Origin of the sequence: Streptomyces rugosispiralis, assembly GCF_024505145.1 — a bacterium.
GTDB classification, from domain to species: Bacteria; Actinomycetota; Actinomycetes; order Streptomycetales; family Streptomycetaceae; genus Streptomyces; species Streptomyces rugosispiralis.
Map to the genome: position 1 here is coordinate 223,471 of NZ_JANIAA010000010.1, position 19,435 is coordinate 242,905.

The window sequence follows — 19,435 nt, forward strand, 5'->3', positions numbered from 1 at the left end:
GTCCCTGCGGTCATGGCACGCTCAGGCGCCGGATTCGTGCACCAGACGCACCGGCGCCGTGGCCTCGTTCCGCGCGCGGTCGGCGAGCTGGCCGACCATCAGACGCACCACGGTCACGACGTCGGGGTCATCGACGAAGTACACCTGCCGGCGGCCTTCCCGCCGGGACCGGACGAGTCCCGCCAGCTTGAGCTTGGTCAGATGCTGACTGATCGCGGGCAGCGCCCCGCCCACCCGGTCGGCGAGGTGCGTCACATCGCTCTCCCCCTGGGCGAGGGCCCACATGATGTGCAGCCGTGCCGCCGATGCCAGCAGTCCGAAGGACGCCGCCGCCTCGGCGAGGACATCGGCGGAAGGATCTTCAAACTCGCGCACGTCGCCCTTCGCCATCGCCGACCTCCGTCGCCCCGAACCACCCGTTCACCAGACTCCCCAGTCTAGGCGTCGCGTTCGCCACCCGATCCGAGGTCACTGACAGGCGGTGTCCCGCTCGACCGGCAGCGTGCCCGGCTAGACCGGGGTGGCCGCATGCAGGATCAACACCAGGGTGACCGCGGAGTTCGCCGAGGAGAGTGCCGAGGCCGTGGTACCCATCGCGGCCCCCCAGGCGGCCAGGCCCACCGCCGTGAAAACAGGCGGCCAGATGCGCCCGGCGGGGGCCGGGCCCAGCAGAGCGGCCACCCTGCGGGGCACCGGTCCCATGGCCGCGAAACCCGCCAACGTGGCGACCGGCGCACCGCGGGACATCAGCGCCGACCTGCCGACCGCCAGCGCCACGGCACGTCGGCTGCCGACCGCTTGGGCCGCCTCCTCGTCCGCCCACCGCTCGGTCGTGTAGGTGACCGCGGTCCGCAGCGGGCGCAGAAACGGGTTGGCTCGCGCCGCGAGCTGCACGGTGAGCAGGAACCGGTGATGGCGACGAGCCAGATGGGCGCGCTCGTGAGCGAACAGCGCCCGGCGCTCGGCCGAGTCCAGCCCGGCGAGCATCCCCGTGGTCACCACGATCCGATCACGCCTGCCCGGCAGCGCGTACGCGTACGGCGACTCATCGGGCAGCACCGCCACCGGCGTGGCGGGCAGGCCCGCGAGGGCGCGCTCGGCCTGACGCCGTACGCGCTGGTGACGCCGCACCACCCGGGTGCACGCGGCGAGCACGGCGATCAGAGCGGGGATCGCGGCCTTGCCCGCCACCTCGTCGTACGGGACGGTGTCGCGCACCTCCTCGTCCGACCAGCCGTCCGGCAGCGGGTTGCCGGGCAACTGCGCGGTGCCGACCACCATCAACAGCGCCAGACTCAGCGTGCTGCACACCGCGAACACTCCGGCGACCGCCGACAGCAGCCACGTCGCCGCACGCGGGTGGAGACGCTGCTCGGCCAGGCGGGCGATCGGCCATGCCGTCAACGGCAGCACCAGCGGCAGGAAGACGAAGACCCCCATGGACTCCCTACTCCTCCGCTTCCCGGGCCCGCCCCAACAGACCCCGAAGCACCTGCTCATCCTGCGGCGACAGACCGGTCACGAAGCTGGCCAGCACCGCCTCGCGGTCGCTCTCCCCGTCCAGCACCCGCCGCATCCGCAAAGCCGCCAGGCCCGATTCGTCGGCCGTCGGTGTCCAGAGGAACGCCCGGCCGGCCTTCTCCCGCGTCACCGCGCCCTTGGCCAGCAGCCGTGTGAGAATGGTGATCACGGTGGTATGGGCAAGAGTGCCGCCGAGTCGCTCACGCACCCACCCCGTGCCCACCGGCTCCGGCGCCTCGCGAAGAGCCGCCAGCACCTGCACCTCCAGCTCACCCTGACCGCGCCGCCGGCCACGCTTCTGATCTCTCACCCCGCCACCCTCCAGTCGCACGCCGCCCGTCCCCAAGCGGGGGAATCATCGTATCCAGTGCCTCGACGGCGGTTCGGCCGAACGGCGGGGCGGGCGCACACACGAGCGGCCTCCCGCCACCGTCACGGTAGCCGGGAGGTCCGCCCGCGGGGGGAACCGGGATCAGACATGGATGCCGATCTCTGGTGCGGCCGCCGACTCCTCCTGCTGTGGTTTGACGTTGCGGACCAGCAGCGAGAGCAGGCCGACCACGACCGTGAGGCCCGCGGAGATGGTGAAGACCAGATGCATGCCGTCCACGAAGGTCTGGTGCGCCACCCGGGTCAGCGTGTCGACGAAGGAGTTGAGGTCGTCGGCACGCATCCCACCGCCCTGGACGAGCTGCTCCTTGACGGCGTCCCGGGCCGAGGGCGGGAAACCGAGGGCGACGGACTCGTGGACACCATTGTTGTCGGCCATCACATCGACGGCCGAGCCGCCCTTGCCGGCGAACTCGTCGCGCAGCGCATCGGGGAACCTGGAGCTCACCGAGGAGGCGAGCAGGCTACCGAAGATCGCGATGCCGAGCGTGCCGCCCAGTTGCTGCATGGACTGCTGCATACCGGAGGCCACACCGGCCTTCTCCACCGGAGCGTTGCCGACAATGGCCTGGATGCCGGCGACCAGCAAGAAGCCGGCGCCGAACCCGGAGAGAACCAGCGGCGGGGCCAGCGCCCAGCCGGAGGTGTCCACCTCGATCTGCCGGAGGTACACCAGGGCACCGAAGAGGAGCACGGCGCCGAGCAGCAGGGTGCCTTTCACACCGAGCTTTCCGGTGGCCCAGCCGGCGAGCGGTGAGGCGACGGTGAAGACGGCGGTCAGCGGCAGCAGGCTGACGGCGGCCATAATCGCGCTCTTCCCCTGCACGCCCTGGAGATAGAACATCAGGTAGAAGACGATCGCGAAGAAGGCCAGCATCGTCACCACCATCAGCAGCAGACCGACCGAGACCGAGCGGTCCTTGAAGAGGCTGAGCGCGACCATGGGGTGTTCGGTCCTGGCCTCGATCAAGACGAAGACCGCCAGCAGCACGGCGCCCAGGCCGATGAAGCCGAGAGTCTTGCCGGAGGCCCAGCCGTCGTCCTGGGCGCCGGTGATGCCCCACACAGCGCTGACCATGGCCGCCGTGAGCGCGATGGCGCCGGGGATGTCGAGCGGCTCGGAGCCCCGCTGCGCGGACTCCTTGATGACGATCAGACCCACCAGGACGCCGATGATGCCGAACGGGAGGTTGATGTAGAAGACCCACGACCAGTTGGCGTACTCCACCAGCACGCCGCCGAGCATAGGTCCGCCCGCCATCGCGACAGCGGTTACGGCGCCGAAGATGCCGAGGGCCGCGGGGAGTTTGGCCGGCGGGAAGGATGCCTTGAGCACGGCGAGTCCGGAGGGGCCGAGCAGCGAGGCGAAGACGGCCTGCAGTACGCGGGCGCCGATCAGCATCTCGATCGAACCGGACATGCCGCACAGCAGTGAGGCGAGCGAGAATCCGCCCACGCCGATCAGGAACGCCTTCTTACGGCCGATCTTGTCGGCCACCGTGCCGGCCGGAATGAGTAAACCCGAAAGGGCCAGTAAGTAGCCGGTGGTCACCCACTGGATCTGCCCGGGAGTGGCATTCAGATCGCTAGCGATCTTCGGGTTGGCCGCGGCTACGACGGTACCGTCGATCTGCACGACCATGATTCCGAGCGCCACGGCGATCAGGCTGAACCATGCCCCGGCAGATGCTTTTACCTTTCCGGCGGCCCCGGCCTCACCTGGTGGCGGATCCGAGTATTCGAGCGTCGAGTCACTCATGACCAATCTCCTTGATTAACAGTGCGGCCGAGGGCCGGATGGCGCCAGACGGGGACAGTCCGGCATCGCAGGCCTGGATCACGGCCCCGGGAAGCCGCCCGATCCTGGGGCTCCCCGGGACCGCCGTGCGACCCGGCTCGTAGCCGAGCCGCACGCGCACCCGGTGGTGACCGACGGGGGACGACCCTCCACCAGGCCGTGGCTCGAACCACGGCGCCATCATGGCACATAAATGGCACAGCGGGGAAGCCGCCCCGCTCCGCCAGTCGAGCCGGCGGCCGCCGAGCGAGGCGTGCCCGCGGCGGCGAGGGCACCTCTCCCGGCGGTCATGACGTGGGCGAACGGCGGATCACGACGTTCCCGGCGACGGTACGGGCCCACACCTTGACGCCTTCCGCGGGCGCCGCCGCCTGGAAGGTGTCGAGGGAGCGGTAGATGTCCCCCGCCTCAGAGGTGACTTCCAGCCAGGGCGCGACGTCGCCCGGGAGCCCGATCTCGATCTCGCCGGAGGTGGTGTCGAGATGCAGGGGCCCGTGCGCGGCCTCGTCGACGCGGATGTCCCCGAGCACGGTCCTGACCTCGACCCCGGCATGCGCCCGGCCGACCAGAACAGGTCCGTCGGCCCCGCGGACCCGCAGGTCCCCGGCGATCTCCCCGATCCGGACGCCGCCGTTGGGCTTGCCGATCAGCGCACCGCCCCCAATCTCCCGCACCCACAGGTCACCGGAGTGGGCGGTCACCTCGACATCACCCGAGGCGTGTTCGACGGTGACATCGCCGAAGCCCGTCGTCAGGCACAGCGCACCGGTGCGATCCAGCCAGACGTGGCCACAGTTGCTGATGAGCCGGCACTCCCCCAACCGGCCCTCGGACCGGAAGTCGGCGACGGCGGCCCGTCCGCGCAGGCTGGAACCAACCGGCAACTCGATCACCACCGTCACCGCTCCGCCGGTGCGCCGGGAGCCGCTGGGACGAGGGGACATCACCAGCAGCCGGTTGTCGGCGAACTCCACACGGGTGCGCTCGGCGGTGGCCACGTCCCGGGGGTCGCCTGGGTCGCTCGGATGCGCTCCGACACGAGTGTGGCCGCGCTCGTCGGCGATGATCCAGACGTCCCCCAAGCCGATGTCGAGGACGGCGCGAATGGGGCCGGGCGTATTGAAGGTGTGCATGGTGCGGCTCTCTCCAGGGGTCGCCTTCCGACAAGAGCGGGACGGCTCGGCAGCGCGCCGCCGACCGCGTACGGGAGGCGGATGGGAGCGTTTGACCCGTCGCACCGCACCGTGATCAAGGCATGGACGTGCTGGAATGAGCCGAGATGGAGACGGCATAACGCCAGCATGGCGCATGCTTTGGCGCCAAAACAAGATGGGTATGAGCCCATCTGGCACACGACAGCGGCAGGAGACGGTCGTCAGCCGTTTCGCGCACCCCTGATGCGACTCCACCGCACGGGCTTCCCGCCGCCCCTTCCGCCCGCCTGCCGAATTTTTCACCGGAGCATGATCGAGCGGATACAATCAGGACAGTCGCCGCTAATCGTGCACTTATCCGGGCGACTTCTTCCGTCTGGCCTCCATGAAGAATCAGGAGCCCCTTATGAGCACGAATCCTTTCGATGACGAGAACGGCCGTTTCCTGGTCCTGGTAAACAACGAGGAGCAGCATTCGCTGTGGCCGTCTTTCGCCGAGGTGCCCGCCGGCTGGGAGGTCGCGTTCGGCGAGAGCGGCAGGCAGGAGTGCCTGGAGTACGTCGAGCAGAACTGGACTGATCTGCGTCCCAAGAGCCTGCGGGAGGCCATGGCCGCGGAGGAGGCCACCCGCTGAGAGCAGGGACCGCCGACGGTCGGAAGCACCGCGTACGGGAGCGGGGCCGGTACTGATTCCAGTACCGGCCCCGCTCCCGTACGCGGCCCCGCGTCAGCTCGCTCCGACCGGCCGTCCCAGCAGGATCGACTCGGCGATCTCACCGCTGCGTACGGCGATGTTCGACAACAGCGATGAGGTCAGACCGTGAGTGTGCTCCGTGCCGCCCTGCAGATAGATGCCGCAGCGCACCTCGGGCGTCGTGGTGATGCGGTAGTCCCGCTCCATGCGGTACCGCCCGAAGTCGTCCCTCAGACAGTGCCGGTCGAGCTCGCCCAGCAGGCCGGTCGGCTCCATCCCGTCGTAACCCGTGGCACATACGAGGAAGTCCACGGCCAGCTCGCTCGGGTGGCTGCCGAGCTGCGAGTGGAGGGCGACCCGCGTCTCATTGCCCTCTCGCTTGACGCCACTCACGCGAGTGAGGTTGACGAAGGACAACCGGTCGGCCGCGCGCAGCCGGTCGTCGTAGAAGCGGCGGTACAGGCCCCTGATGACGTCGTCGTCCACCACCGAGTAATTCGTGTTCTGGTGGTAGCGCCAGAACGAGTCGCGCGCTTGGTCGGTGCTGAAGTAGTAGTCGTCCACGGCGGCCGGGTCGAACACCTGGTTGGCGAAGGGGGTGTCGTCGGCGATCGAGTAGCCGTAGGAGGGGATGATCGCGTACACCTTGGCGTGCGGGAGCTCATCGTGCAGGAACCGGGTGATCTCGGCCGCGCTCTGGCCGGCGCCGACCACTGCGACGCTGCGCAGCCGAGCCGGGTCCATGCGGCGGTACCGGGCCAGGAACTCCGAGCTGTGCCAGACGCGTTCGTCGGGCTCCACCCCGGAGGGCATGTGCGGCACCAGGCCGGTGGAGATGACCACGTTACGGGTGCGCACCTGCCGCACCTGGCCGAGCGCGTCCCGTACGTCCAGCAGGAGGTGTTCGACCGGCCCGGTGCGGTCCTCCGGCTCCTCGCGGAGCGAGACGACCTCCGAGCCGTAGCGGACGACGTCGCCGACGCCCGCCGCGGCCCACTCCAGGTACTGGTGGAACTCCTCCCGGCTGGGAAAGAAATCCTGGTTGTTGACGAACTGGGCCAACCGCCCCGAGGCGTGCAGGAACGACACGAAACTGAACACGGAGGTCGGGTTCCGGAACGTTGCCAGGTCCTTGAGGAAGGAGACCTGCATCGTCGTCGACGGCAGCAGCATGTTGCGGTGCCAGCCGAACGAGGGTTGCCGCTCGTGAAAGACCGCCTTGAGTTCTTCTCCGTTCGCCCGGGACCGGTGCTCTCTCAGTGCGATGGCGAGCGAAAGATTGGAAGGGCCAAACCCTACACCGACGACATCGTACGTCTCGTCTCCACGATTACCCATAAAGAATTCTCCCGCAGGCGCGTCTGTGAGGTCACTTGTGATCTGTTTCCGAGTTCGGAAGGCCGCACACTCGGCAGATCCTGTGCTCGCACGGCACTGGACAGCTCCGTTCGGCCAACGTAGACCGGACTTTCCACCCGTTCAAGGGCTGAGGAGTCCGGTGCCGAATTCCGCCGCCCCAATGGAAAGCCGACTTGGCCGGGATACGCTGACTGTAGAATCATGTCCTGGCGACAGGACACGAACTGCCGAGCCCGGAGAGGACTTGAATCACCATGTTCGTCCCTGATCAGTACCGCGAGCCCGACGGAGGGTGGATGGTCGATATCATCCGCCGTTTTCCTCTGGCACTGTTAACGACCAACGGCACGCCAACCGCCGGTCCGTTCGCCACGCATTTGCCCGTCATCCCGGATCCGGAGATGACGGCGCCCTGGGCGAACGATCTGTCCGGCGCCACGCTATTGGGCCACCTGAACAGAATGAATCCTCACTGGTCCGCGCTCGAATCCGGAACCGTCGCCCTGGTGACGTTCACCGGACCGGACGCCTACGTTTCCCCGACGGTGTACGAGAAGTCGCCGGCGGCACCGACGTGGAATTTCACCTCGGTCCATGTGCACGGGGTCATCGAGAAGCTCGAATCCCTTGAGGAGACCCTGGGCGTGGTGCGCTCCACCGTGCGCGCCTTCGAACGCGACCACGGCACCGATTGGGATATGACCGCGTCCGTCGACTATTTCCGGCAGATCGTGTCCGGGGTAGGCGCCTTCCGGATCACCGTGACCGGGGCCGAGGGCATGTTCAAGCTCAGCCAGGAACAGGAACCCGATGTGCGCGACCGAGTGCGGCGTTCGTTCGCACAGCACCCGTGCAGCAGGCACCAGGACACGGCGCGGTTGATGGAGCGGCTGCCCCGATGAGGAATAGGGCGGGAGCGAGGATTTCTTTCCTCGGCTTCACTCTCCGCCCCATTCCGACATCAGCGAACCACCGCTATGTGTCACTCGGTACGGCCACGCTTGCCAGCTCGGCGACGGTCTGCCGGCGGAATACGTCCTTGGCGGAGATCGCCAGCCCGGCCTTCCTGGCACGGGCCACCACTTTGACGCCCAGGATCGAGTCGCCGCCCAGCTCGTAGAAGTTGTCGGTGACACCCACCCGGTCCACGCCCAGCACCTCCGCCCAGATCGCGGCCAGCGCCCGTTCGGCGTCGGTACGCGGCTCCACCCTTCCGGGCCCGGCGGACCGCCCCGTGAGCTCCGGCTCGGGCAACGCGGCGCGGTCCACCTTGCCGCTCGAGGTGAGCGGGAACTCCGGCAATGTGACGAGAGCCGCGGGCACCATGAAGTCCGGCAGCCGGACGGCCGCGAACTCGCGCAGCGCCCCCGGATCCGGATCGCGTCCGGCCACCGGGCGCACATAGCCGACGAGACGCTTGTGATCTCCTTCGGCCGCGCGTGCCACCACCAGCGCGGCGTCGATGTCGGGGTGTTGCTGCAGCACCCGTTCGATCTCGCTCGGCTCGATCCGGTAGCCGCGGATCTTCACCTGATGGTCGGCCCGGCCCACGTACTCCAATGTGCCCTCGGCAGACCAGCGCACCAGGTCGCCGGTCCGGTACATGCGGTCGTCCGGCAGCGTGCCGTACGGGTTGTCCAAGAAGCGCTCGGCGGTCAGTTCAGGCCGGTCGATATATCCGCGTGCCACCCCGGGCCCGGCGACGAACAGTTCTCCGGTGACCCCCACGGGCACGGGATTGAGCAGCTCGTCCAAGACGTGGACGGTGGTGTTGGCGACGGGCCGGCCGATGGGGACGGGGCGGTGCTCGTCGGCCTCCCGCACCAGGTGCCAGGTGGCGAAGGTCGTCGTCTCCGACGGCCCGTACAGGTGCACCAACCGGCGCGGCGGGTCGGCGGCCAGCACCTGGGAGACCCGCAGCGAATTGACGGCCTCGCCGCCGAAGAGCATGTTGCGCAGACCGCCGAAGGCGCTCGGGTCCTCGGCGACGACCTGGTTGAACAGCGCCGTGGTCAGGAACAGGGTGGTGAATCCCCGGGCCTTGAGCAGACCGGTCAGGGCGGGCGGGTCGAGCAGCGTCTGCTTGTCGATGACCACCAGGCGGGCTCCGGCCGTCAGCGGCGCCCAGATCTCGAACGCCGCGGCGTCGAAGGTCACATCGGCGCCCTGGCCCGAGACGTCGTCCGGCCCGAGCGTCAGATAGTCGGCCCCGCGCAGCAGCCGCACGAAGGCGCGGTGGGTGACCACCGTGCCCTTTGGCCGACCCGTCGAGCCCGAGGTGTAGATGACGTAGGCACCGGCGTCGGAGGTCACCTCGACCGCGGGCGGCTCGGTGGGCCGCGCGGCGACGGCCGCGCGCCGCTCGTCCAGGCACACCGTGGGCACCGCGTCGGCCGGCAGCCTGGACAGCAGTGGGCGCTCGGTCAAGCACAGCACCGCCCCACTGTCGCGGATCATGAACTCCAGCCGGTCGGCCGGGTGCTCCGGCTCCAGCAGCAGATAGGCGCACCCGGCGCGCAACACGCCCAGCAGCGCGGCGAACAGCTCGGGCCCGCGCGGCAGGCAGACCGCGACGAAGGAGCCGGGCGCCACGCCCCGGCCGGTCAGCAGATGGGCCAGCTGGTTGGCGTGCGCCTCCAGCTCCCCGTAGGTCATGGCCGCGTCGCCGTGGACGACGGCCACCGCCCGCGGACGCGCCCGCGCGTGCTCGCCGACCAGTTCGTGCAGGCACGTGCGGTCGGGGTACGGGGAGCGGTTGACGCCCCACTCCTCCAGCAGCGTGCGCCGCTCCGCCTCGTCCAGGACGGGGAGTTCGGCCACCGGGCGGCCGGGGTCGGCGAGGGCTTCGCGGAGCAGGACGACCAGATTGCGGGCGAGCCTTTCGACCGTGCCCCGCTCGAAGAGGGTGGTGTCGTAGGCGAGGGAGCACGTCAGCTCGCCGGGCGCCGTCTCGGTGAACTCGACGGCCAGCTCGGCTCCCAGCGGCACGTCCGTCGGCGGGCAGGGGTGCAGGGACAGCGCGCCCGCGCGGGCCGGGCGCGCAGCGTCCCGACGCAGCAGGACGGCGGTGCGCACCAGCGGGTTGCGGCCATCCTGGCGACGGCGGTCCAGGGCGTCCACCAGCCGGTCAAAGGGCACGTCCTGGTGGGCGAACGCCTCCTGGACGGTGTCGCGGCTCTCGGCGAGCCGCTGGGCGAAGGAGGCGTGGGGCCGCACGGTCCCGCGCAGCACCACGGGGTTGGCGAAACTCCCCACCGCCGGGCGCGGTCCGGGGCGCTCGCGGCCCTCGGCGATGGTCCCCACGGCGAGGTCCCGCTGCCCGCTGTAGCGCGCGAACAGCACCTGGCAGGCGGCGAACAGGCCGCTGAAGAGCGTGCCTCCAAACTCGCGGGCCAGACCGGTCAGGCCGTGCACCACCTCGGCGGGCAGTACGGTCTCGTGCCGCGCGGTGGGGCCGGGCGGTCGGGCGAGACGGGGCCGGTCGACGGGCAGCCGCAGGTCGGGCAGGTCCGCCAGCCGGTCGAGCCAGTACTCGAGCTGCCGGGCGAGCTCGGCGTCGGTGAGCCGCTCCCGTTGCCGGGCGGCGTACTCGAGCGGGCGCGGCGGCACGTCGGGCAGGCGCACGGGCCGCTGCTCCAGCGCGGCGGCGTACAGCTCGCCCAGCTCCCGGGTGAGGACGCCGTGGCAGGCGCGGTCGGCGACCAGTGCGGGGGTCAGCAGGGTCAGCAGATGCTCGGTGGCGTCCAGCCGGGCCAGCAGCACCCGCAGCACCGGCCCGGCCACCAGGTCGACCGGCCGCCGCGCCGTCCGCCGCACCAGCGCCTCCGCCCGCGGCCGCCGTTCCGCGGCGGGCAGCTCCGCCAAGTCGGCATACTCCGGCTCGACCGGTGCGGGCGGTCCCACGGTCTGCCGGGGGCGGCCCTCCACCGTGGCGAACGTGGTGCGCAGCGCGTCGTGCCGCTGCGCCAGCCACTCGAGGGCCCGGGTCAACGCGACGCGGCTGAGCGGTCCGCGCAGCCGCCAGGCGAAGGCCGTGGTGTGCTCGGGGCTCCCGGGTTCGAGCTGGTTCAGGAACCACATCTGCTCCTGCACCGGGGAGAGCGGCCCGTGGGTTCTCGTCCCGTCGGTCATCTGGCTGTTCCCTTCCCGTCCGGTCGCGGTCATGGTTCGAGCCCCGCGCGTTCGTCCATCAGATCGAGCAGTTCGGGGGTGACGAACTCGTCGATGGGGCAGACGCCGGAGAGGGTCGAGAAGTACCGATCGGTGAGTTCGGGGCTGGTGGCGACGGCCCGCAGCATCTCCAGTTCGTGCGGGCGTGGAGCCAGCCGGGCGGTCTTGAGCGTGCTGCGGTAGTCGGGCAGCAGGAGTTCCGTCCGCGCGGCCGCGAAGCGCTCCAGGGCGGTGTCCAGCCGGGTCGGGTTCCGCAGGCCGTCACCGATGTGGTCGGCCAGGAGCTGGGCCTGGATGAAGGCGTCGGTGATGCCGCGGGCGGTGATGGAGTCCTTGTGGTGCCCCGCGTCACCGATCAGCGCCCAGCCGGGACCGGCCGCCCGGCGGAAGAAGTTGCGCTGGTCGCCGGTTCCGTACACCCGCTCCAGCCGCCGCCCGGCAGCCATCTCCTCGCGGAGGTCGGGGGCGGTGCGCGCCACGTTGTCCAGCAGGGCGCCGAGCGCGTCGGAGCGTGCGGCGCCGAACCGCTCCTGCGGGAGGTATCCGGCGACCAGGGTGGCACCGTCGTTGGTGGGCACGGTGCCGACCCAGCCGCCCGGCCGCTCGTAGAGCCGGAACCGCTGCGGCAGGTCGGACCAGTAGCTGTAGTACGCGCACGAGACGGTGGGGTCCTCGATCTCCATGGGGGCCCGGAGCCGGTCCGCCACCGTCGAGCGCATCCCGTCGGCGCCGATGACCAGCCGGGACCGCTCGGTAATGGCGCCCCGCGCCCCGGAGCCGAGCCGCACTCCGGCCACCCGGTCCCCGTCGTCGGGGTCGAGGACGAGGTCGTGTACGGAGCAGTTCTCCCGGAACTCCACTCCGGCCGACACGGCGGCCTCCATCAGCAGCGTGTCGAGCAGATGACGCCGGGGGCCGTAGGCGGCACGCAGCCCGTCGGCCGGCCAGGAGCAGCCCTCCAGCGTTACGTCCGCCAGGCTGAAGCGGGCCTTGTCGATGGGCGGGCAGCCGGTCTCCACGATCCGCGGCAGCACTCCCCAGCGGTGCAGCAGGGCCACGCCGGGCTGGTGGATGTAGAGCGTGGAGAGCGTGTCCCTGGGGAAGCGGGCGCGGTCGACCATGAGCACCCGGTAGCCGGCCCGCGCGAGCAGCATCGCGGCCGGGGAGCCGGCACAGCGGGCGCCCACCACTATCACGTCGTACACGCGGTACTCCTCAGCCGACTCGGAGCGGGAGCTTGGAGGTGGCGATCACATGCGGCAGCGCCCAGAACTCCGGCGGGTTGTCCGGGTCGGTGCGCAGCTCCGGGAACCGTTCCAGCAGCAGGTTCAGGCCCAGGCGGCCCTCCAGCCGGGCCAGCGGGGCGCCCAGGCAGAAGTGGATGCCGCGGCCGAACGCCAGGTGCGCGTTGGGGTCGCGGGTGGGGTCGAAGACGTTCGGCCGGGGGAACTGCGCCGGGTCGCGGTTGGCGGCGCCCAGCCAGAGCGCGACCAGCGTTCCGGCGGGCACCTCGGTGTCGCCGAGCCGGGTGTCGGTCGTGGCGACCCGGTAGGAGGCCGCGATCGGGCTCATGTAGCGCAGCGCCTCCTCGACCACCGCGGCGGCCGTCTCGGGCCGCTTCCTGACGCGTGCCAGGTCCTCGGGGTGGCTGTCGAGACACAGGACGGTGTTGCCCAGCAGCGCACTGGTCGTGGCGTGGCCGACGACCAGCAGTTCGTTGGCGAAGTTGACCACGGCCGCGTCGTCGAGGCGCTTGCCGTCCACCTCGGAGGCGACCAGGGCGGACAGCAGGTCCTCGCGCGGTGTGCGCCGGCGTTCCGCGACGTGTTCGTGCAGGTAGGCGAGCATCTCGGGCACATGCCGCATCGCGGCCCGCGCGTCGGGCTCCTCGTCCCCGGCGGCGCCCTCCTCGGAGGCGAGGGCGGTGGCGCTGTCGGTCATCCGGTCGACCCATGCGCGGAACAGGTCGCGGTCGCTGCCGGGCACGCCCAGCAGTTCGGCGATGACGATCACGGGCATCGGGTAGGTGAGTTCGGCCACCAGGTCGAACTCGTCCTGGCCGGCCATCGCGTCGAGGATCTCGCGGGTGATGGCGCTGATGCGCGGCTCCAGCCCCGCGACCATCTTGGCGGTGAACGAACGGCTGATGAGCTTGCGCAGTTTCGTGTGCTCCGGCGGGTCGGCCTGGAGCAGCGTCCCCTCGTTGAAGGAGTCGTCGGTCTCGGTGTCCGCGAGGAAGAACCGGGTCACGTCGGAGGAGTAGGTCTTCGGGTCGCCGAAGACGTCCAGGATCGCCTGGTACCCGTAGACGTTGCACACGCCGTTCTCGTCGGTCTCCACGGGCTTGTCGGGTCGGCCGTTCCGCATCCAGAAGTGTTCCGGGCGAAGGTCCCAGCGTTCGGCGAGCGTCACCATGCTTGCGTCACTTTCCGTCGAGGTAGCGGTTGAGGACCGTGCAGATCTCGGCCGTGGCATCGGGTTCGGTCATCCCCATGTGGGTGGCGCGGACGCCGTGTTCGTGCACGGTGCCGGCGATGAAGGGCGCCCACTGCGCGGCGTAGGAGTCGTGCGGGTTCAGCGTCGCCTTGAAGAACACCGCGTCGCCCCGGTAGGAGGGCTGGGTGAAGTCCTTCAGCATCGCCGTGTGCTGGACGATGATCTCGGAGGCGTGCCGTACGAAGGAGGCGCGCTCCTCGTCCTGTCCGTCGGCGGAGGCGGGCAGGTATCCCTCGAAGAACTCCTGGGCCTCGGCCAGTGCCAACGACGCGTCGCCGGTGGCGAACCAGGGGCTGGGCACGGCGTCCAGCAGTGCGAGCAGCGCCACCTCGTGGCCGCGCTCCTGGAGCGCGGAGGCGAGGGCCTGGGCCAGAGTGCCGCCGAGGGAGTGGCCGACCAGCCGGTAGGGGCCCTCGGGCTGGACCTCGAGAATCTGCTCCAGGTAGTCGGTCACCATGTCCGCGATGGAGCCGGGCGGCGGGGTGCCGTCGAAGCCGCGGGCCTGGATGCCGTACAGCGGCCGGTCCTCGAGGTGGCGTGCGAAGCCCAGGTAGGCCCAGCACAGGCCGACGCCCGGGTGGATGAACCACAGCGGCTTCCGCTCGCCGCCGGTGCGCAGCGGCAGGACGACCCCGAACGGGTCGGTCAGGCCGGTGGCATCACCGCCGGAGGTCAGGTGGGCGGCGAGCTGCGCGACGGTCGGGGACTCGAAGACGACCCGGATGGGCACGTCGACGCCGAGCACCGCGCGGATCCGCCCCACCAGCCGGTTGGCCAGCAGCGAGTGGCCGCCCGAGGCGAAGAAGTCGTCGTCGACGCCGATCCGGTCGAGCCCGAGCGTCTCGGCGAACAGGCCGCACAGGACCTCTTCCTGCGGGGTGCGGGGCGCGCGGCCGGTGCCCGTGCCGGTGGCGGCGGGGGCCGGCAGGGCGCGGCGGTCCAGCTTCCCGTTCCGGGTCAGCGGCAGCTCGGTCAGGGGTACGAGCGCGGACGGCACCATGTACTCGGGCAGCAGGCCCGACAGGTGGTCGCGGAGCGCCGGGATGTCCGGTTCGGTGCCCTGTTCCCCGTCCCCGTTCCCGTTCCCGTTCCCGTCCCAGTCCCCGTTCCCGTCTCCGGGCCGCGGCACCAGGTAGCCGACCAGGCGCTTGTCGCCGGGGGTGTCCTCGCGGACGGCCACCGCGGCCTGGCTGACGGACGGGTGCCCGGCGAGCGCGGCCTCGATCTCGCCGAGTTCGATGCGGAAGCCGCGGATCTTGACCTGGTCGTCGGCGCGTCCCACATAGCCGAGGCGGCCGTCCGGGTCGCGGCGCACCACGTCACCGGTGCGGTACATCCGCTCCCCCGGCTCCCCGAAGGGGCAGGCCACGAACCGCTCCGAGGTGAGCCCCGCGCGGCCCGCATAGCCGCGCGCCAGCCCGGAACCGGACACGTACAGCTCGCCCGGCACGCCCGGGGGCACCGGCCGCAGGGCCCCGTCCAGGACGTAGGTCCGCAGCCCCGGGATGGGGCCGCCGATGGCACCGGGGCCGTGCCGTTCGGCGGGGTCGGCGCGCAGCGGGAGGTGGGTGACGTGCACGGTGGTCTCGGTGATGCCGTACATGTTGACCAGTTCCGGCGCGTCGTCGGGGTGCCGCTCGTACCAGCCGGCCAGCCTCCGCGGGTCCAGCGCCTCACCGCCGAAGACGACGTGGCGCAGGGCCAGGTCGTTCCCGGGGTTCTCGGCGTCGGCCTGGATGAGCTGGTAGAAGGCCGACGGCGTCTGGTTGAGGACGGTGACCCGCTCCCGCGCCAGCAGGCGGAGGAACTCCGCGGGCGACCGGGAGACGGTGTACGCCACCACGACCAGGCGTCCGCCGTGCAGCAGCGGTCCCCACAGCTCCCACACCGAGAAGTCGAAGGCGTAGGAGTGGAAGAGGGTCCACACGTCGTCGGGGCCGAAGCCGAAGGCGTCGCGGGTTCCCGCGAACAGCCCGCTCACGTTCCGGTGCGGGATCACCACGCCCTTGGGTCGCCCCGTCGAGCCGGAGGTGTAGATGACGTAGGCGGGGTGGGCGGCGCGCAGCGGTGCCGTCCGCTCGGCGTCGGTCACGTCCGTGTCGGGCAGGCCGGCGAAGGCTTCCGGCCGTCCGAGGTCCACCACGGGTACGCCACCGCCCGGTTCGCCGCCCGCCGTGGGGTCCCCGGGCCCGTCGCCGTCCCCGGCCGCTTCGATGCCGTGGGTGATGAGGAGTACGGGGGCCGCGTCCCGGAGCATGTAGGCGACGCGGTCGGCCGGGTAGGCGGGGTCGATGGGCAGATAGGCGCCGCCTGCCTTGAGGACCGCCAGCACGGCGATCACCAGGTCCGCGGAGCGTTCCAGGCGGATGCCGACCAGGCTCTCGGGGCCCACCCCATGGGAGATCAGCAGCCTGGCCAGCCGGTTGGCACGGGCGTTGAGTTCCCGGTAGGTCACCGAGGTCTCCCCGCTGGAGACCGCGACGGATTCCGGGGTGGCGGCCGCCTGCCGTTCGAATTGGGCGGGCAGCGTCTCCTCGGACACCGGCGGGGCGGGGGCGTCGGCGCCGCGCGGCAGCGCGGTGCGCTCGTCGGGCTCCAGCAGGTCGAGCGCGGCGATCCGGGTGTCGGGGTCGGCCGCGAGCTGCCGCAGCACCCGTGCGAGGCGGGCGGCCAGGCGCTCGGCCGTGGCCCGGTCGAAGAGGCTGTGCTGGTACTGGAGACCCAGCCGCAGCTGCGGGTCGGCGGCACCGGCCAGCATCAGCGGGTAGTGGGTTCCGGCCGTCGGGCGGATACCGGTAACGGTGATCTCCGCGCTGCTGTGGGCCTCGCTCAGCCCCGCCCGGTCGATCGGGTAGGACTCGAAGACGACGAGGGTGTCGAACAGCGCTCCGAGACCGGTGGCGTGCTGGATCTCCGGGAGTCCGACGTGGTGGTGGTCCATCAGCGCCGCCTGCCTGCGCTGAAGGTCGGCCAGCAGCTCGCGCAGCGTCTGGCCGGGGGCGTACCGCAGCCGCACCGGGAGCGTGTTGATGAACAGGCCGACCATCGAGTCCACCCCGGGGACGGCGGGCGGCCGTCCCGAGACCGTGGTGCCGAACACCACGTCGTCGCGTCCGGTCAGGTGCCCGAGCAGAATCCCCCAGGCGCCCTGCACCAGCGTGTTGAGGGTGATGCCGAGTTCGCCGGCGCGGCGGGCCAGGTCCCGGGAGACGTCGGCGGCCAGTGGGACGTCCACCTGCCCGATGCCGTGCTGCGCGGTGACCGCCTCGGCGGCGACCGTGGTCGGTTCCGTGACGTCGGCCAGTTCACGGGCCCACGCGGCGCGGGCCGCCGCATGGTCCTGGCCGGCCAGCCACACCAGGAAGTCCCGGTATCCGCGGACGCGAGGCAGCGCCGAGGCGTCGCCGCCGGTCGCGTACAGCCGCACCAGGTCCTGCATGAGCAAGGGCAGCGACCAGCCGTCGTACAGCACGTGGTGCGCCGTGAAGACCAGCTCCGCGCGGCCGGGCCCGGTGGTGACCAGGGTGAGCCGCAGCAGTGGCGGCACGGCCGGGTCGAAGTGGTCCGCGTGGTCCTCGGCCAGCAGCCGCTCCAGCGCCTCCCGGCGCGCCTCCTCGGTCAGCGCGCCGAGGTCGAGGTGGCGCCACGGCAGGCGCACGCCGTCCACGACGAGCTGCACCTGCTCCCCGCCCGCCTCGTCGGCGAACGCCACGCGCAGGTTCGGGTACCGGTCCAGCAGTGCCTGGCCGGCCGTGCGCATGCGCTCGGGGTCGACCTGGCCGCTGAGGTGGAAGACCAGTTGGGTGTGGTAGGCGTCGAAGGACGAGGCGGTCAGCCGGCTGTGGAACAGCAGCCCGGCCTGGGTGGCCGTCAGCGGCCACACGTCGGACAGCCCCGGGTACCGCTGTTCCCAGCCGTCGAGTTCGCGCTGCGTCACCGACACCAGCGGCAGGTCGGAGGGGGTGAGCCCGCCCGCGCCCGGCGCGGCCGCATGCCGGGCCAGACCCTGCAGCGCGGCGGTCCACGCGTCGGCGAGCTCCCGCGCCTCGGTACGGGAGAGCACTCCGGCGGGGTAGCCGATACGGGCGCTCAGCCGCGGGCCCTGTGGCGAGTCGAGGACGTAGGCGCTGACATCGACCGTGGAGAGGGCCGGCATGTCGGCGTCCAGGTCCGCGAGCAGCCCCACCGCGTCCCGCGCCTCGGTCCACCCGAGGCCGCGCAGCGCCTCGGGCATGTCGTCGGCGGAGAAGCGCCCCAGGTAGTTGAAGCCGATCTGGCCGGTCGGGTACCGGCGCAGGACCTCGGCGGTCTCCGGGTTGAGGTAGCGCAGCAGGCCGTAGCCGACGCCCTTGTCGGGGAGGGACCGCAGTTGCTCCTTGACGGCCTTGATCGCCCGGCCCGCCGCCGGGCCGCCGGCCAGGGCCTCGGTCACGTCGCAGCCCGCCACGTCCAGCCTGACGGGGAACATGCTGGTGAACCAGCCCACGGTACGGGACAGATCGGCCCCCGGCACCACGTGTTCCTCCCGGCCGTGGCCCTCCAGCCGGATCAGCGAGGAGGTCTCGCGCACGCCACGGCGGCGCCGCCAGTGGGCGACCGCCAGCGCGAGCGCGGCCAGCAGCCCGTCGTCCACTCCCGCGTGGAAGACACTGGGAGCCGTGGTGAGCAGGGCTTCGGTCGTCTCCGGGGCCAGGGTGAGCGAGACGGTCTCCACCGTGGACATCACGTCCACGGCCGGGTCCACCGGCCGGGAGCCGAGCACCGGATCCGGGCCGTCCACCACGGCCTGCCACCGCTCGAGTTCGGCCACCCGGCCGGGGGCGTGCGCCTCCTCGGACAGCGCGTGGACCCAGCGGCGGAAGGAGGTGCCCACCGGCGGCAGCTCGGGCCGGCGCCGGTCGCGGACGTGTTCCCAGGCGGCGGCCAGGTCGGGCAGCAGGACGCGCCACGAGACCCCGTCCACCACGAGGTGGTGCAGGGCGATCAGGAGGCGGCCGGGCCGGGCGGCGACGTCGAACCACACGAACTGGGCCATCACGCCCGTCGTCGGGTCCAGGCGCCCGGTGGCGGCGTCGAGTTCGGCGGCCGCCCACTCGTGCCACCCCTCGTCCCAGTCGCCGTCGCATTCGACGCGGTGCAGCAGCGGGGCGACCTCGACGGTGCCGGGCGGGTCGATGTGCAGGGCTCCGCCGTCCTGGTCGGTCAGCCGGGCGCGCAGCACGTCGTGGTGGTCCACGACGGCGGCCAGGGTGGCCATCAGTCCCTCTTCGTCGATACCGTCCGGCAGCTCGACGACGGTGGACATCGAGAACCGGCCGCTGCCGCCGCCCAGTTCGCCCATCCAGCGGGCGACGGGCGGCAGCGGGAGCGGCCCCGTACCGCCGCCCTCCAGCTCCTTGAGCCGCGGCCTGGCCTCCGTACGGCCCTCGCCGACGGCGGTCCCGGCGAGTTCGGCGACGGTGCGGCATTCGAAGATCTGCCGCGGGGTGACCTCCACGCCGTGGGCGCGGGCGCGGGAGACCACCTGGATGGAGCGGATGCTGTCGCCGCCGACGGCGAAGAAGTCGTCGTCGATGCCGACCTGGTCGAGCCCGAGCACCTCCCCGTAGACCCCGGCGAGAACCCGCTCCTCCCGGGTGCGGGGGGCGCGGTATTCGCCGCCGCTGAAGTCGGGCGCGGGCAGGGCGGCGCGGTCCAGCTTCCCATTGGGTGCCAGCGGCAGCCGGTCCAGTACCACGTAGGCGACGGGCACCATGAACTCCGGCAGGCGCGCGGAGACGAACTTCCGCAGGTCCCCGGCGGAGACACCGGCGGTGAGGTCGACATCGTCGCTGGTGCCGGGACCGCTCTCCG

12 protein-coding genes are annotated in these 19,435 nt (G+C 71.4%); 2 read left to right on the forward strand and 10 right to left on the reverse strand.

Going from position 1 to position 19,435, the window contains the following annotated elements:
* Window positions 1–21: 21 nt before the first annotated feature.
* The 5 genes from NP777_RS18815 to NP777_RS18835 form a co-directional block, all read right to left on the reverse strand.
* Window positions 22–390 carry an ArsR/SmtB family transcription factor gene (locus tag NP777_RS18815; protein WP_256651304.1) on the reverse strand — a complete coding sequence of 123 codons (369 nt, stop codon included), beginning with the start codon at window positions 388–390 and terminating at the stop codon, window positions 22–24.
* Between the two features lie 120 nt (window positions 391–510).
* The gene (locus NP777_RS18820; RefSeq protein WP_256651305.1) at window positions 511–1,440 is read right to left on the reverse strand and encodes a M56 family metallopeptidase; all 930 of its coding nucleotides are present in this window, start codon (window positions 1,438–1,440) and stop codon (window positions 511–513) included.
* A gap of 7 nt (window positions 1,441–1,447) precedes the next feature.
* Window positions 1,448–1,831: a BlaI/MecI/CopY family transcriptional regulator gene (locus tag NP777_RS18825; protein ID WP_256651306.1), complete on the reverse strand. Its 384-nt coding sequence runs from the start codon at window positions 1,829–1,831 to the stop codon at window positions 1,448–1,450.
* Window positions 1,832–1,993: 162 nt separating this feature from the next.
* On the reverse strand, window positions 1,994–3,670 hold the full coding sequence (locus NP777_RS18830) for a DHA2 family efflux MFS transporter permease subunit (protein WP_256651307.1): 1,677 nt from the start codon (window positions 3,668–3,670) through the stop codon (window positions 1,994–1,996).
* Between the two features lie 326 nt (window positions 3,671–3,996).
* A complete protein-coding gene (locus NP777_RS18835; protein WP_256651308.1) occupies window positions 3,997–4,842 on the reverse strand; it encodes a DUF4097 family beta strand repeat-containing protein in 846 nt (281 codons plus the stop codon).
* A 427-nt stretch (window positions 4,843–5,269) separates the two neighbouring features.
* On the opposite strand from NP777_RS18835, the gene NP777_RS18840 reads away from it, so the two are divergent.
* Entirely contained in the window at window positions 5,270–5,497 is a 228-nt protein-coding gene (locus NP777_RS18840; RefSeq protein ID WP_256651309.1) for an MbtH family protein, read from the forward strand.
* Between the two features lie 93 nt (window positions 5,498–5,590).
* Here NP777_RS18840 and NP777_RS18845 read toward each other — a convergent pair whose 3' ends face one another.
* Window positions 5,591–6,895: a lysine N(6)-hydroxylase/L-ornithine N(5)-oxygenase family protein gene (locus tag NP777_RS18845; protein ID WP_256651310.1), complete on the reverse strand. Its 1,305-nt coding sequence runs from the start codon at window positions 6,893–6,895 to the stop codon at window positions 5,591–5,593.
* 275 nt (window positions 6,896–7,170) lie between these two features.
* Between NP777_RS18845 and NP777_RS18850 the strand changes: the two genes are divergently transcribed.
* Window positions 7,171–7,818, forward strand: coding sequence for an FMN-binding negative transcriptional regulator (locus NP777_RS18850; protein ID WP_256651311.1), 648 nt, complete (start codon window positions 7,171–7,173; stop codon window positions 7,816–7,818).
* A 73-nt stretch (window positions 7,819–7,891) separates the two neighbouring features.
* Here NP777_RS18850 and NP777_RS18855 read toward each other — a convergent pair whose 3' ends face one another.
* The 4 genes from NP777_RS18855 to NP777_RS18870 form a co-directional block, all read right to left on the reverse strand.
* The gene (locus NP777_RS18855) at window positions 7,892–11,047 is read right to left on the reverse strand and encodes a non-ribosomal peptide synthetase (RefSeq protein ID WP_256651312.1); all 3,156 of its coding nucleotides are present in this window, start codon (window positions 11,045–11,047) and stop codon (window positions 7,892–7,894) included.
* 29 nt (window positions 11,048–11,076) lie between these two features.
* A complete protein-coding gene (locus NP777_RS18860) occupies window positions 11,077–12,291 on the reverse strand; it encodes an NAD(P)/FAD-dependent oxidoreductase (RefSeq protein WP_256651313.1) in 1,215 nt (404 codons plus the stop codon).
* A 10-nt stretch (window positions 12,292–12,301) separates the two neighbouring features.
* Complete coding sequence (locus NP777_RS18865) at window positions 12,302–13,501, reverse strand: cytochrome P450 (RefSeq protein ID WP_256651314.1); 1,200 nt, start codon at window positions 13,499–13,501, stop codon at window positions 12,302–12,304.
* Window positions 13,502–13,508: 7 nt separating this feature from the next.
* The coding region (locus NP777_RS18870) for a non-ribosomal peptide synthetase (RefSeq protein ID WP_256651315.1) at window positions 13,509–19,435 on the reverse strand (5,927 nt) is incomplete at its 5' end.

Bases quoted from the DNA above. Each gene is read 5' to 3' on its own strand.
- NP777_RS18815 (WP_256651304.1), bottom strand. From the start codon at position 390: ATGGCGAAGGGCGACGTGCGCGAGTTTGAAGATCCTTCCGCCGATGTC.
- NP777_RS18865 (WP_256651314.1), bottom strand. From the start codon at position 13,501: ATGGTGACGCTCGCCGAACGCTGGGACCTTCGCCCGGAACACTTCTGG.
- NP777_RS18845 (WP_256651310.1), bottom strand. From the start codon at position 6,895: ATGGGTAATCGTGGAGACGAGACGTACGATGTCGTCGGTGTAGGGTTT.
- NP777_RS18820 (WP_256651305.1), bottom strand. From the start codon at position 1,440: ATGGGGGTCTTCGTCTTCCTGCCGCTGGTGCTGCCGTTGACGGCATGG.
- NP777_RS18840 (WP_256651309.1), top strand. From the start codon at position 5,270: ATGAGCACGAATCCTTTCGATGACGAGAACGGCCGTTTCCTGGTCCTG.
- NP777_RS18830 (WP_256651307.1), bottom strand. From the start codon at position 3,670: ATGAGTGACTCGACGCTCGAATACTCGGATCCGCCACCAGGTGAGGCC.
- NP777_RS18855 (WP_256651312.1), bottom strand. From the start codon at position 11,047: ATGACCGACGGGACGAGAACCCACGGGCCGCTCTCCCCGGTGCAGGAG.
- NP777_RS18835 (WP_256651308.1), bottom strand. From the start codon at position 4,842: ATGCACACCTTCAATACGCCCGGCCCCATTCGCGCCGTCCTCGACATC.
- NP777_RS18850 (WP_256651311.1), top strand. From the start codon at position 7,171: ATGTTCGTCCCTGATCAGTACCGCGAGCCCGACGGAGGGTGGATGGTC.